This is a genomic window from Caldicellulosiruptor morganii (genome assembly GCF_026810225.1).
Classification (GTDB): Bacteria; Bacillota; Thermoanaerobacteria; order Caldicellulosiruptorales; family Caldicellulosiruptoraceae; genus Caldicellulosiruptor; species Caldicellulosiruptor morganii.
Genome location: NZ_CP113865.1, coordinates 1,834,772 through 1,849,933 on the forward strand (window position 1 = coordinate 1,834,772; position 15,162 = coordinate 1,849,933).

The 15,162-nt window shown below is 36.0% G+C and carries 13 protein-coding genes; 1 reads left to right on the top strand and 12 read right to left on the bottom strand.

What is annotated here, in order from left to right:
- Window positions 1–2: 2 nt before the first annotated feature.
- From OTK00_RS09205 to OTK00_RS09215, 3 genes are all read right to left on the bottom strand, one after another.
- Complete coding sequence (locus OTK00_RS09205; RefSeq protein ID WP_045169978.1) at window positions 3–287, bottom strand: hypothetical protein; 285 nt, start codon at window positions 285–287, stop codon at window positions 3–5.
- Between the two features lie 50 nt (window positions 288–337).
- Window positions 338–607 (bottom strand): hypothetical protein, encoded by a 270-nt coding sequence (locus OTK00_RS09210; RefSeq protein ID WP_045169979.1) that lies wholly within the window; start codon window positions 605–607, stop codon window positions 338–340.
- Window positions 608–723: 116 nt separating this feature from the next.
- The gene (locus tag OTK00_RS09215; protein WP_045169980.1) at window positions 724–1,350 is read right to left on the bottom strand and encodes a transcriptional regulator; all 627 of its coding nucleotides are present in this window, start codon (window positions 1,348–1,350) and stop codon (window positions 724–726) included.
- Between the two features lie 56 nt (window positions 1,351–1,406).
- Between OTK00_RS09215 and OTK00_RS09220 the strand changes: the two genes are divergently transcribed.
- Complete coding sequence (locus OTK00_RS09220) at window positions 1,407–2,396, top strand: tyrosine-type recombinase/integrase (protein ID WP_045169981.1); 990 nt, start codon at window positions 1,407–1,409, stop codon at window positions 2,394–2,396.
- Between the two features lie 314 nt (window positions 2,397–2,710).
- Here OTK00_RS09220 and OTK00_RS09225 read toward each other — a convergent pair whose 3' ends face one another.
- From OTK00_RS09225 to OTK00_RS09265, 9 genes are all read right to left on the bottom strand, one after another.
- Window positions 2,711–4,408, bottom strand: coding sequence for an ABC transporter substrate-binding protein (locus tag OTK00_RS09225; RefSeq protein WP_045169982.1), 1,698 nt, complete (start codon window positions 4,406–4,408; stop codon window positions 2,711–2,713).
- A 94-nt stretch (window positions 4,409–4,502) separates the two neighbouring features.
- A complete protein-coding gene (locus OTK00_RS09230) occupies window positions 4,503–5,393 on the bottom strand; it encodes a carbohydrate ABC transporter permease (protein WP_108720989.1) in 891 nt (296 codons plus the stop codon).
- 39 nt (window positions 5,394–5,432) lie between these two features.
- On the bottom strand, window positions 5,433–6,347 hold the full coding sequence (locus OTK00_RS09235; protein ID WP_045169983.1) for an ABC transporter permease: 915 nt from the start codon (window positions 6,345–6,347) through the stop codon (window positions 5,433–5,435).
- 158 nt (window positions 6,348–6,505) lie between these two features.
- A complete protein-coding gene (locus tag OTK00_RS09240; protein WP_268760775.1) occupies window positions 6,506–8,092 on the bottom strand; it encodes a response regulator in 1,587 nt (528 codons plus the stop codon).
- Window positions 8,067–9,818 (bottom strand): sensor histidine kinase, encoded by a 1,752-nt coding sequence (locus tag OTK00_RS09245; RefSeq protein ID WP_045169985.1) that lies wholly within the window; start codon window positions 9,816–9,818, stop codon window positions 8,067–8,069. The genes OTK00_RS09240 and OTK00_RS09245 overlap by 26 nt, the downstream gene beginning before the upstream one ends.
- 67 nt (window positions 9,819–9,885) lie before the next feature.
- Window positions 9,886–12,213, bottom strand: a complete 2,328-nt coding sequence (gene yicI / locus OTK00_RS09250; RefSeq protein ID WP_045169986.1) for an alpha-xylosidase — start codon at window positions 12,211–12,213, stop codon at window positions 9,886–9,888.
- Window positions 12,214–12,314: 101 nt separating this feature from the next.
- On the bottom strand, window positions 12,315–13,175 hold the full coding sequence (locus OTK00_RS09255; protein WP_045169987.1) for an AraC family transcriptional regulator: 861 nt from the start codon (window positions 13,173–13,175) through the stop codon (window positions 12,315–12,317).
- Window positions 13,176–13,310: 135 nt separating this feature from the next.
- Complete coding sequence (locus OTK00_RS09260) at window positions 13,311–14,252, bottom strand: transketolase family protein (protein ID WP_045169988.1); 942 nt, start codon at window positions 14,250–14,252, stop codon at window positions 13,311–13,313.
- A gap of 1 nt (window position 14,253) precedes the next feature.
- Window positions 14,254–15,102 carry a transketolase gene (locus tag OTK00_RS09265; RefSeq protein ID WP_045169989.1) on the bottom strand — a complete coding sequence of 283 codons (849 nt, stop codon included), beginning with the start codon at window positions 15,100–15,102 and terminating at the stop codon, window positions 14,254–14,256.
- Window positions 15,103–15,162: the final 60 nt, after the last annotated feature.

Consider the following 15,162-nt stretch of genomic DNA (forward strand, 5'->3'; position numbering starts at 1 on the left):
TCCTATTTTTTGAAGCTGTAGAAAAGTGAAATGAAAGAAGGACCAAAAACTCTTATTAACCATGCTACAAAAATTCCTGTAAATATTCTTTTTGCTGTTTTAATGAGTGCGTCAGAATGCGTGGGAATTCCAATCAAAATGCAAATGGCAGCAATTATTAGAAAAATTGCAGACAGCGGTTTTAGCCAGTTGTCAAAGTAGACAAAAAAAGTGTAAAAAAACTTACCTGCTTTGTCTGCAAACTGCTCAGGGCTCACAAGCTGAAAAAGCTTCTGCAATTCTTCCATATCAATCACCCACCTTTTTTGTTGTTTTATTTTAAAATGCATATAGCAATTTACAATCTATTTTGCCTTTTCCACCAGCACCTTTCATATTCGTTTTTTATAACTGATACAACGATGACTCCGCCTTCATATTCGTATGTTATTGCTATGGCGTCATTGTATCTAATCGCTTTTTCTGTGTATGCTCCTCTTTTCCTTTTCGCTATCACCTTACCGAGGTACACTGTTTTCAATATCATATTCATTGCCTCATCATCCGAGCACCTTTCTATCCTTTCCTGATACCTTTCTATTGCATGTCTTGTTATTCTTATGTTCATGCTGAGCACTTCCTTGGTTGTAATTATTGTTATTTATAACATAATTTGTTATTTCAAAAGGGCGTAATACTCCCATCAGTCCCTTGCAAAAGGGTTTAGTAAAACTTGGAATATTTTTAAGCCATTGCTTGCTGTGCTGCTGTTATATCTGTTCTACCCTTTCTTGTTCTGCCTGCAAAATTGGGAGATTTAATTACTTTTGGCAAGCAGGTTGGAACAAGCGCGCCGCCTACGCTATCGAGACGCACATATTTGCCACCGCCTACGTATTTGTAACAGTTAGCAATAGATTCCCAGAATCTTGTCCAGGGAGTCATTCTTCTTTCTTCGTATGAAAGGTACAGTGAATCCTTATATTGCTGCATTACTACAATTGAATCAAGGTAAGCGTAACTTTCTTCTAACCAGTTCCATATATCTGCCTCTGAAATTATGCCTTTCTCAATTAATTCTGCCAATTCTTTTTTCAGCTTTTCAGCTTTCTTTTGTAGTCTTTTATTCCTTATGTAGTTTTTGATATATTCAATTTTCCTTCTTCTTGACTCTTCTTTTCTTCTAAGTCTTTCTTTTTCGTATTCTTCAATATCTATCAGACCGTACTTGTTTAAATAATTATAGATTGTTTGCCTTGAAATTCCTATTTTCTTTGCCACATCTTTTACTGTCATTTCTTTTTCGAAAAAGTAGTATTTGATTTTTTCTGCAGTCTCCATTTTTTTAAGTTCTCTTTTACCTATTTTCATAGCTTTTGCCTCCTTCTAAGTTTTGGTTTATAATTAACCCCGAAGGGGGTATAGCCATGAGTGTTGAACAACTTAATATTGAAGAATTGATAACAACTCTTGAAAATGTTTTAAAAATCCTCAAACAATATTCAAAAGTCCCAAGTTCATCTATTACTTTTAAAGAGTTTGTTGATTATTGGTTTGAGGCTTATGCAAACACAGCAGTTAAACCTTCAACACAAAAAAGATACAGACAACTTCTAAAGCCAGCCCTTAAGGCAATTGGAAGTAAACCTTTAAATGAGGTAAAGCCAATTGATATTCAAAATATCTATATTGCTCTTGCAGGAACACAATCAAACTGCACAATTCTGAAACTGCACAGGCTTTTACATGAAATTTTTAAACATGCTCAAATGTGGGAATATATTAGCGACAATCCTGTGAAAAAGGTTGTACCGCCAACGCCTGAGAAAAAAGTATTTGATGTCTGGGATATTGAAACTGCAAAAAGGTTTTTGGAGATTATCAAAGATGAACCTATCTATTATCCTGTTCTCATCGCTCTGCACACAGGGATGCGAGCAGGCGAAATACTTTCTCTTAAATGGTGCGATGTTAACTTTGAAACACGGGTAATCAGTATTGTTAAGTCAGAACGCAAAAACAGGGGTTTAAAAACGGTCAATCTGAAAACTAAAACTTCAAAACGTGCAGTGTATATGAACGATATTCTCTACAAGGAACTAAAAAATCTATATGAAATCACCAAGCCAAAGCCTGATGATTTTGTATGCCCAAGACTTCCTACTGGAAACCTGACTGCTAACTATTTATCCAGAAAGTTTAAAAAGATTATTAAAAAACATAATTTTCCTCTCATAAGGTTCCACGATTTAAGGCATACCTTTGCGACACTTATGCTTTCTCTGGGGGTCAACACTAAAATTGTTGCTGAGATTTTAGGACACAGCGACATCAAACTCACAGCTGATACATACTCTCATGTTCTGCCTACTATGCAGGAAGAAGCGATGAGGGAATTTGTTAAGCTCTGGAAATAAAGATTAAAGATTTGAGGCTTGAGGTGTAACTCCCGAAAAGCTCTCCAAAACCGTTGGCTGGGGGTTCGAGTCCCTCCGCCCCTGCCATTTGTTTTAAGACAACTGGCTTTGAAGTGAAGTGTAGAAAAAATAGGAGTAAAAAATAGCAAATGGTCTCTCCTGAATAGCAAAAAAGAGGGGAGACTTTTTTGATGCCAAGAAAAAGGGAAAGTAATAATTAGGATTTTGGTTGAAATAAGAAAGGGGATGACCTTTCCAAAAAATTTATACCGGTTCATCCCCTTCTTGTTTCATATCCTGAGTTAAAAATAGCCTTACTTTGTCCATAAATCTATATTTTGCTTAATCCTCTTTGTATAATATTCTTCTACCTTGCTATTTCCGAGTTTTTCAAAGCCGTCAAGAAAATCGCTCCATACCCTATCAAAATCCTTTTCCTTTGCCATGACAACTTTTGGAATTGTTGATAATGTATAATTCCAGATTTTATCATTAATAGTCTTTATACTTGGATCATCAATTGATATCATCCACAAATATCCCCATGTCTTTTCAGGATATTCATTGGATTTTGGGAACAAATCCTTCCAGATTTCTGCTTTATATGCTGACAGTACTTTTTTCTCAACATCACTATAGTTCTTTCTTATATCTTCTTTCCTCGTGTCAGGTGCAATTGGATTACCTGTAGAATCAACATACGTATTGGGCAGTCTCGGGAATGGATACAAATATACACCTATACCCGTCTTTTTGGGGAATGTTGGGTCGGTTTTCCTCATCTGATCATATTTTGATGTAAATACTCTCTTACCATTTACATAGGTATGATGAACGCCTTCAATTCCCCACTGTCTTAATATATTGGCATCTTCTGTGCACATCCAATCCAAGAATTTAATTGCTCTCACTTTGTCTTTACATTTTACTGTTATAGCAACACCCCAGCCACCAGTATACCCCACCTTTACGTCAGGCGGACATTGCTTTATCTTTTCATTGACCGTGACAGGATAATATCCATATGTGTATTCATACTTACCTGCTTTTTTCAAAGCAGTAATTGGTTCACCTACTGCCCAGCCAGCATCAATTAAGGCAAGAACTCTTCCCGAAGCAATTTTTGCTTTATACTGATCGTCCTTCTGTACAAATGTTTCCCGATCAAGAATTCCTGCATTCCACAGGTGGTTTAACCATTTGAAATATTCTTTTTCAACTGGACGTTTATAATGTCTGATAACTTTAAGAGTTTTAGGATCAACATAAAATTCTCCATCATCTGGCGCGCCTGTTGCCTGAAAAGCAGGATTTGTAACCGAAATAACAGTTCGCCAGTCATCTGCTGAAAGTGTCAGTGGAATTGTTGGCAGTCCCTCTGTGGTTGGATGTTTCTTCCAGTATTTTACTATTGCATTTTCAAAGTCTTTTATTGTCCTTATCCTTGGATAATTCTGTTCAATTACAACTCTGTGCTGAATCATAAAACCGCCATTAACATCTAAGGTTGCGTCATTGTCTGTTGTAATGCCCAAACAGTAAATGTGTGGATCCTGAGGGCTCCATCTTAGTCTCTTGAGGTTTTTACCATATGCTTTTTTAATATTTGGTCCATATTTATCAATTAAGCTGTCTAACTGAAGTATTCCACCAGCATTTTTAAGAAGTTGCAAATCCCCCTTTGCATATACCAGGTCCGGATAATCACCACTTGCAGCCATCAGCTGAAGTTTTTGCGTTCCTGCACCCTGAGCTACTGCATATTCAATTTTTAAAGTGACACCTGTAAGTTCTTTTATCTTCTGTGCAACCGGTGACTTAAATCCATCGTCATTTGGGTTTGTCTCTGCACTGTACATAGTGAGTGTAATTGGCTTTTTTGCCTCAGGTGTTGGCTTGAGAGGCTTTACAAGTTTTGAACTTCCGGCATTACCAACCAGACAAATACTTAATACAAAGCTAATAATAACAACTACCGAAATAACTGTAAAAAATCTTTCTGAAATTCTCATAGTTTCTTAAAACCTCCCTTTTTTTATTTTTTCAATTTATTTTAAGCTGGACAAACCAGCTTAAAACCTACATTTGAATATTTTTTTGAGGTACTTAGCTCTTTATTGCACCTATTGTCATACCCTGTATAAAATATCGCTGGACAAATGGATACACAAACAAAATTGGAAGTGTTACAATTATTGTCATTGCCATTCTCAAAGAATGTGGAGTGACTTTCATTGTTCTATTGGGATCAAGATTGCTATAGTAATCTACCTGAGAGGATGCAGCTGCATTTGATAAAATCTTTTGAAGCTCAAATTGCAAAGTAGTAAGTTTGGGTTCACCCGAGCAGTATAGATATGTATCAAACCAGGAATTCCAATGCCCAACTGCAATAAACAAACTAATTGTTGCAATAACAGGGGCACAAAGTGGCAAAATTATTTTCCAGAATATTAAAAAGTCATTTGCACCATCTATCATTGCTGACTCTTCTAAATCTGAAGGAAGGCCTTCCATGTATGATCTTATAACAATAACGTTAAAAGGACTTATAAGACCTGGCAGAATATATACCAAAAAATTATTCATAAGCCCAAGCCCTCTTATCAGCATATAGTCAGGAATCAAGCCTCCACCCACATACATAGTGATAATAAACATTATAGCAACCGGTTTTCTTGCAATAAAATCCTTCCTGTTTATAACATAAGCAACCATAGCAGTTGACAAAACCCCAACTGCAGTCCCAATAACTGTTCTTAACACAGTTATCAAAACAGCCCATGGAATTTGTGGATAGTTGAGCATTTCTATAAAATTTACCATGGTAAACTTTCTTGGAAATATTGTAATTCCGCCTCTCACTGTATCATAAGGGTCATTGAGAGACACAGCTAAAACATGCAAAAAAGGATAGAGAGTGACCACAGCCAAAATTATCATCAGTGTGTAATTAAAAATTTCAAAAACCAATTCACCGGCAGCTTTCTTTTTCACCCTAAAAATCCTCCTTGATTCAAAGTTTGCGCTTCCACCCTACATCATGCGATAGCCAGTTGTCTTTTTGGAAAACCAGTTAGCAAAAACAAGGAGAACCAAACTCACAACAGACTTAAAAACACCCGCAGCTGTTCCAAATGAGTATCTTCCTGTACCAATACCATATGTGAGTATATAAAGATCTATCACATCAGCAACATCTCTTGTTGCCGCAGTTCTCAAAAGAAATTGCTTTTCAAAACCTATGTTTATTATGTTTCCTATACTTAAAATCAATAAAACTGTAACTGTGGGCATTATCCCCGGTAAAGTTATACTTATCATCTTCCTAAACCTTCCTGCTCCATCAACTGTTGCAGCCTCATACAGTTCAGGATTTATTGAAGTGATTGCCGCCAAGTATATAATGGTGTTCCATCCAAGCTCTTTCCAAATATCAGAAAATGTAACTATCCACCAGAAATAACGAGGTTCTGCCATAAACATAATCGGGTAATTTGTGAGATGAAGCTTTTGTAAAATCTGATTTATCACACCACTTGGTGACAGAATTTCGCTTACCAAACTTGCCACAACAACCCATGAAACAAAGTGTGGAAGATATGAAATTGTCTGGACAGTTCTTTTAAATGCTATATTCTTTATCTCATTTAAAAGCAAGGCTAAGACTATTGGTAATGGAAAGCCGAATATTAAACCCATAAAACTCATCACCAGGGTATTTCTCATAGCCTTATAAAAGTCAGGGTCCTGAAACATCTCAACAAACCACCTAAATCCAACCCATTCTTGATTCCAAATAGGTCTACCAGGTTTATAATCCTGGAATGCCATAATCCAGCCCCATAGTGGAATATATCTGAAAATGATAAGCCATATTATAAAAGGAAAAATCATTAGAATTAGATATTTCTGTCGCCACAGTTTATTGGAAAGTTTTTTACTGTGCATTTTGAAACCTCCAATTTTGCATGTCAGCTTTCCTGCTCATGTCCACATAATTGATTTTAAAAAGAAAAATAAAATTACCATACCCCACATTTTTGACATTTTATACCCCAAAGTTTGGACATCAAAAAAAGCCTTTCCTGTAGCTTTTTATGAATACATCAATTTTTCTGTTTTTCTTTAAACTCCCTTGGCGAAATGCCTACATATTTTTTGAATTTTTTACAAAAATAATCGACATCATCAAATCCAACTTTTTTACACGTCTCAGATACCTTATAGCCCTCTTTTAAAAAGGCTTTTGCCTTCTCCACTCTTATTCTGTCCAGATATATTGTAAAATTTTCTCCAAATACCTTTTTGAATAGTTTACTAAAATAAGAACTATTGTATCCAAACGCATCCGAAATTGTTTCCAATCTTATATCTGCAAAATAGTTTTTTTCTATAAATTCTGAAATTTTCTGTTTAAGGTTATCGGGATTCATTTTATCAATTTCATCTGCAAGAGATAGAAAATAGAACTTTATCAAAGCCTTTAACTCTGTCAGGGTAGATTGAATATAAAAACTCTTTAAAATATCCTTATTAAGGTATTTTTCAATAATAGGTTTGTAAAGTTCATTATGAGATAACCTGTATAACGTCTCAATATAAAAATTTGAAAAACCTATTTTTATATCATCCTCAGACAAATTGGCGTGTAGAAAATGCTCACTCTTTTCTTCTACTATTTTATTAATGCTATCAAACCCATTTAGTACAATTGCCATTGCCAGTTTTTCAGCATATTCTTTATCATCAAATTCAACTTTATCACATCTCTTGTCTTCCAAACACTCACCTATATAAACAATCCCTCTGTATCCAAATAAAAATCGTTTTTCAAGCAATCTAATTGCTTCATTAAAAGACTCTTTTATAAGAGTGTAGTCATCTACTTCACTACCAATTGAAATTACCACCTGGTTGCCAACCATTCTTACCAGGCTTTCCTTTAACATGTTAATACTTTTGCTATTGAATGGATACCAGAAATCTTTGAAAAGAATACAGATATCGTGATTAATAATGGTTAAATACCCGCAGCAATTTCTTTTTAAAAACAAATCTACTTCTTTTTTTAACTGAAATATCTTTTCTTCTATAATCTTTTGGCTATCCTTTTCGCAAAATTTTACTATTGCAACCTGATATTTCTTCCACGGAAGTAAAAGTCCATAAAAACTATTGACATAATCTATTTCACGGTTATCAAGTGTCCCCAATAAAAGCTTTTCAATTACTTTTTCCAAACCAATTTCCTGAGTTGTTTTTATAATCTTTTGCAGTTCAATTTCCTTACCAATCTTCTGTTTTACTTTTTCCAGCTTTTGTTCAAGCAAATGAGGATCCACAGGTTTTAGCAAATAACTTTCAACGCCAAGCTCAATTGCTTCTTTTGCATATTCAAACTCAGAATACCCTGAAAGGATTATAACTCTGGTATTCACTCCTTCCTCTTTTAATTTGTTTATTAACGTAAGCCCATCTATTCCAGGTATTCTAATATCAACCAGAGCAACTTCAGGTTTAAATTTTTTTATATTTTCTAATCCTTCCATACCATCCTGAGCAGTGGCAACTATCTCAAATCCCAATGCATTCCAATCAATAATTTTTTGAAGACCCTGTAATATTATAGGCTCATCGTCAATTAAAATTACTTTGAGCAAGTCATCTTCACCTCTTTGGAATCTGAATTTCAATACTTGTGCCTCTGCCAGGTTCACTGTTTATAATTATTTTTGCTTCATCACCATAAAATAGCTTTAGCCTATGATAAACATTTTTCAGCCCAACATGACTTCTGTCTTTGCTGTCTAATGTCTGTAAGATAGTTTTAAGCTTCTCTTCTGACATCCCAATTCCATTGTCTGCTACAATTATATTTATCATTCCATCTTTCTCAAATAACTTAATAGCAATAATTCCTCTTCCTATCATTGGTTCAATACCATGCCTTATCGAATTCTCTACAAGCGGCTGGATGGTAAACGGAAGTATTTTTGAAGAAAGAAGATCACTCTGAACTTCAATTTTGTAATCTATTTTATCTCCAAATCGAAATTTCTGTATTTCCAAAAAATCTTTCACAATCTCAATCTCTCTTTCCAAATCTATTAATTCTGTTGACATCTCCAAGCTTTTTCTGATTAAACTGCTAAGAAGATAAACAACCTGAGCAATTTCATACTGACCGGTACAAAAAGCTTTCATCCTGATAGCCTCAAGAGTATTGAATAAAAAATGTGGATTCATTTGACTGCAAAGCATTTCTATTTGAATCTCTCTCTGTTTTGCAATCATCTGCTGCTTTTGAACTTCTGCCAGATACACCTGATTAATCAAGTTTTTAATATTCTTTGCCATTGACTGAATATTTTTTGCCAGTTGTCCAATTTCATCGTTTCCTAAAATATTTATCTGTGTATCCAGATTACCATGTGAAATTTCATTTACTTTCCTGTTCAATATTGCAATTCTACCTGTTATCAGTTTAGAAAATAAAAGCATAAGTAGAAGTGATACTACCGAGTTGATAAGTATAAGTAAAAAGGTGACAAAAGTTATTTTGTTGACCCTTTTAAATACATCTTTCTCAGAGAAAAAAGAAACAATTCTGAGAAAGCTATTTCCACTCTCACTTGCATTAATTGTTCCTAAAATTGCCATTGCTTTCTTGCCATCAATATTTACATTCTCAATAAGTTTACCATCCTGAAAAGAAAAATTGAAATTCAGTTTCTTACCAACAAAATTTCTGTCTTTTGCAGCAACAATTATTCCTTTGTCTGTAACAACCAATGTGTTCAAGTGCAGTGACAGTACCTCTTCAAGCCTTTCTTTTCCTATGTAAATTACCATCACACCTATCTTCTCACCATAGGAATTTTTAAAAAGTCTTGTCAAGCTAAAATAGTACTGTGGTCTAAATGGATTGCTGTCAAACACAAGTCCCCATAAAATTTTTCCATCACCTTTTACAGCCTCTTTAAACCATTCTTGACTTTTTGTATAATCGTCAACCTTTACGATTTCGCCTGTATCAAGCAGCGTAGGATTAAAGGCATAAATTTTTATTGCATGAATATTTTTGCTGTAAATAGACATGAGATTAGAAAGCTCTGTATATGAAGTATAATCATCGTATATTTTGGATATATCTTTGTACTCTGTTGAAAGTATATTCAGAAGTTTTTTATCAAGATACAATTTATTGGAAATATCAACAGCATTCTGTACAATATCCATAAGCTTAATTTTCACATCCTCAACATTTTTTCTTGTGTCTTTGATGGCATTTTCCAGGGCAATTGCTCTTAAGTTTAAAAAAAGAATAATCCCCAGAATAGTTTGGGGAATTAAAGCAGAAATCACAAAAGCTAATATAAATTTCTTTTTTATTTGTAAATTCGCAAATAAAAATTTCATTTATTCTCACCTATCCGTTTTTTGAGTTTTTTCTTAACTAAATTATAACATTCTAACAAAGAAAAGCTCACTTTTCAATACTCAAAAGCGCCTCTTCAGCTGCTGCCCCTAATATTACTTCACTCCCATTTTCTTTTTTAGTCACAAAAGCATTAAACTGAGACTTTAACTCAAGACCATGAAAGAAAAGCCTCCAAAGCTTTTGAGTGTCCTTTAATACATTTATCGAAATTTTACTTTTTTCTCTTCTTACTTCCAATTTAAGCTCTGTTTCGCCATTTGTATTTTTCACAACCACAGAAGCTACCTTTCCCTCTTCTAAATTGTATACATTCAAAGTTACATTTTTAGCATAATCATAATCAGGTCTTGTATCACAGTATCCCATTGGAATTATAGAATGGGGTCTTGCCAGAAGCGGCAGGCTAAAGTAGCTATGTTTTTCCTTTCTCCATCTTCCACCAACAATCTTCTCACCTGTCAGGATATTTGTCCATATACCTTCAGGTACATAATACTGAACCTCACCATCCGGTGAGAAAATTGGAGCAACCAGGAGACTATCTCCAAGCATGTATTGTCTGTCAAGATACTCACATGCAGGGTCATCCGGAAATTCTAATACCATGGGTCTTAGCACAGGGATTCCTTTTTCTGCTGCCTCTGTAGCCGCTGAGAAGATGTATGGCATAAGTTTGCATTTTAATTTTGTAAAGAATCCAAGTACTTCAACCGCTTCCTCATCGTAAAGCCAGGGAACTTTATAGGCAGAATTTCCGTGAAGTCTGCTGTGAGAAGACAAAAGCCCAAATGCCACCCATCTTTTATAAAGATCTGGCGTTGCTGTGCTCTCAAACCCGCCTATGTCATGACTCCAGAAACCAAAACCACAAAGCGAAAGTGAAAGTCCACCTCTTAAAGTCTCTGCCATAGACTCATATGAAGCCAGACAGTCTCCGCCCCAGTGCACAGGAAATTTCTGGCTTCCTGCTGTTGCTGACCTTGCAAAAACAAGTGCATTTGCGTTGCCAGATGCTTCTTGAAGTGTTTCATATACTGTCCTGTTGTAAAGATAGGTGTAGTAATTGTGCATCTTTTCGGGATCCGAGCCATCAAAGTACACAACATCTGTTGGAATTCTTTCACCAAAATCTGTTTTAAAACAGTCAACTCCCATTTTGATAAGCTCTTTGAGCTTTTCTGAATACCACCTGCAGGCATCTGGGTTTGTAAAATCAACAATTGCCATACCGGGCTGCCAATCATCTGTCTGCCAGATATCTCCATTTGGCTTTTTTATAAAATATCCTTTTTCTTTCCCCTCATCAAAAAGTTTTGAAAGCTGAGACACATAAGGATTTATCCAGACACATATCTTCACTCCCTTTTCTTTCAGACGCTTTAGCATCTGCGAAGGCTCCGGAAAAACTCTTCTGTCCCACTCAAAATCAACCCAGTGCATATCTTTCATCCAGAAACAGTCAAAATGAAATACATGAAGCGGAATGCCTCTTTGCAGCATTCCATCTATAAAGCCTGTAACTGTCTTTTCATCATAACTTGTTGTAAATGAGGTTGTAAGCCAGAGTCCAAAAGACCATGCAGGTGGAAGCTGCGGCCGACCTGTAAGCTTTGTGTAATTTTCCAAAACATTTTTCATGCTATTGCCACCAATTATGAAATACTCTAAATATTCCCCTTTCACAGAAAACTGAACCCTTTCAACATTCTCAGATGCAACTTCAAAGGATACACGCCCTGGATCATTTACAAAAACACCATACCCGCGGTTTGTGATGTAAAAAGGAATGTTTTTGTAGGCAAAATCAGAGATTGTACCACCATCTTCATTCCATATATCAACTGTTTGTCCGTTTTTAACAAAAGAAGTAAATCTCTCGCCCAGCCCGTAAACACATTCACCAACACTCAAAGAAAGCTGTTCTCTCATGTAAGCAGTGTTTTCAGGCATAACTGCGCAGCCAAAATATTTATAACCATTTTTTGTCAGGCATTTATCCTCATAGTAGTATTTCACTTCCCATTCACTTTTTTTATTTACAACAGCTTTCAGCTTTCCACTTGTTATTATTATTCTATCCGAAAAATCTTCTATCACAGGACAGTATCCTTCTTCTTTATAAAATTCAAAATATGGCTTTTTCTCTTTTTGACCCTTGTAGTGCCAGATTTGCACTCTTATAACATCTTCAAAAGGTGAAGAAAAACGCACGGTAAAGACAGGACCCTGCAGCGTTTGTCCCCTGTTTGCAATAAAATGAGCTGGTGCAAAAATTATAGCTGAATCCTCTGCAATTTCATAATCATACACATGAGCTGGATGATATAACTTTATACCCTCTTTGACACGCCAGAAGCCATCGGTAAATTTCATCCTGTTCTCCCTCCAGAAAAATATCAGGTATCTACTATAAAAAATAAACTTAAAACAAAATTATTTCTTTAACCATATTGCAAAAAAATATAAATACATTGCTAAATTGTATCCTTCTTTTTGTACTGTAGAGGAGTTATTCCTACATATTCTTTGAATATTTTTATAAAATAACTCACATTGTTAAATCCAACTTCAAATGCTATTTCTGAGATGCTAAGATTGGTGTTCTTGAGAAGTTCAATAGCCTTTTCAATTCTGAGCTTGTTTATGTAATCAATGGGTGTAAGACTGGTAATCTCTTTAAACAACCTGCAAAAATAGTACTTGCTTAAGCTTGTAATCTTGCTGAGTTTCTCTATACTGAGTGAATCAGAGTAGTTAGAGTTGATATAGTCCAAAGCTGCCTTTATCTTCTCAAGCTTGGAATTAAATTCTCTGTTAATGCTGCTTTCCACAACATATCCTTTGTTAAAAAGATGGTAAAAAATTAAAAAAAGATTTGATTTTATATAAAGCTCATAACCATAGTTCTTTTCTTTCCATGTCTTTATTAAATCAAATATCAACATCTCCAGAAAGGTATCCTCAATTAAATTGGGCACCAGTACTTTTCTTTCCTCAACCGGCTTAATATATTTAGTTTTGCAAATATCTGGTTCTTGCGAGCAAAGCATATTCAGATTGAATACAATCGCATACGCTTCTGGACAGTCAATAGCTTTTCCTGAGTGAATTGAACCACAGCTGATAAATAAAAACTGGCGAGGTGACAAAATATATTCCTGTCCATCTATAGAAAAACTTGCTGAACCTTTTTCAAGATATACTATTTCAAACTCATCATGCCAGTGTGGTAAAAGATAGCTACTTTGATACCAGAATAAATTTTCATATACATTTATCGGAAACATTAATGTGCCATGTTGCACCTTTTCTTTGAGCTTTATTCTTTCATCCATATTTTCAGAAATCCCCATTCATAAAAAAAGTCAAGGTTTAATTATAATTTTACCACGAATGCATAAAAACAAAAAAGCCGCCTTTTTACCAGGTTTTACCCTGTAAAAAAGACGGCTATTACTTTTAAATTTTCTTTACTTTTTCAGTTTCATAACTTCCTTTGCCTTGTTTACTATCTCCTCAGCAGTGAGTTTATAATATTTCAAAACATCCTCAGGCTTTCCTGACCTGCCAAACTCATCATTTACACCAACCATCCTAACAGGTACAGGATAATTTTGAACCAGAACCTCAGAAACAGCACTCCCAAAACCACCCAAAACATTGTGCTCCTCTGCTGTGACAATGCAGCCAGCTGTCTTTGCAACTTCCAATACAAGTTCAGCATCAATTGGCTTGATACATGGCATGTCAACAAGATAAACCGATATCCCTTTCTCCTGAAGCATCTTTGCTGCTTTTATGGCTTCATGAACCATAAGCCCGGTTGCCAGAATTCCAACATCTGTACCTTTTTGAAGAACAATGCCTTTCCCAAGCTCAAGTTTTAGCTCACCTTTTCTGTAAATCTCCTCAACACCAAGTCTTCCCAAGCGAATATAAACAGGTCCTTCATGTTCAATTGCAAGCCTTACACATTCATATGTGGATGCTGCATCAGAAGGTGACAGTACAACCATGCCCGGAATTACTCTCATCAGTGCAATGTCTTCAAGCATCTGATGGGATGCCCCATCCTCACCAATTGACACACCTGCATGTGATGCTCCAATCTTAACATTAAGATGCGGATAGCCAATCGAGTTTCTGACCTGGTCATAAGCTCTTCCTGCCGCAAAGATAGCAAACGTGCTTGCAAAAGGTATCTTTCCGCATGTTGCAAGCCCTGCTGCTGTTGCCATAAGGTCCTGCTCTGCTATTCCTATGTTGAAAAATCTATCAGGGAACTTCTTTTTGAAAATCTCTGTCCTGGTTGACTTTGAAAGATCTGCATCAAGTACAACTATGTTTTTGTAAAGCTCTCCAAACTCAGCCAGAGCCTGACTATAAGCTTCTCTTGTAGCAATTTTAGCCATTTTATCCCTGCACCTCCAAGCTTTCTAACTGCTTTTGCAGCTCCTCTAAAGCTTTTTGAGCCTGCTCTTTATTGGGAGCTGTGCCGTGCCAGCCTGCTTCATTTTCCATAAATGATACACCCTTGCCTTTTACTGTTTCAGCAATTATAATTGTCGGCTTGCCTTTCACTGTCTTTGCCTCGCTAACTGCCTTTTCTATCTGATTAAAATCATGCCCGTCAATTGTTATAACATGCCAGCCAAATGCTCTGAATTTCTCATCAACAGGCTCGGGTGACATGACCTCTGTGATTTTACCGTCTATCTGAAGCCCATTGTGGTCCAAAAACGCTGTCAGGTTGTCAAGCTTGTAATGTGCAGCTGTCATTGCAGCTTCCCAAATTTGTCCTTCCTGAATCTCACCATCGCCAAGCAAAACATACACTCTGTAGTTCTTCCCATCCAGTTTCCCTGCAAGCGCCATGCCGTTTGCAACAGACAGACCCTGCCCCAGCGAACCTGTTGACATCTCAACACCCGGCACCTTTTTCATATCAGGATGCCCCTGGAGATTTGAATAAATCTGTCTGAAGCCTTTCAGCTCCTCCTTGCTTATGAAACCCTTTTCAGCTAAAACCGCATATAAAAGGGGAGAGGCATGTCCTTTGGATAAAACAAATCTGTCTCTATCCGGGTCTTTGGGATTTCTGGGGTCAATATTCATCTCAACAAAATAAAGATATGTCAAAATCTCAACACCAGAAAGTGAGCCGCCAGGATGACCAGAGCCAGCTTCAGCCGTTTGAATAATTATGCTTTTTCTTATCTCGGTCGCTATTTTTTTGAGCTCAAGCTCTTTTGCCCTGTCCATTTTATACATTTGACCTCCTTTATGAAATTTGAATTGTCTTTTGCCTGCTGACAGGTAGCT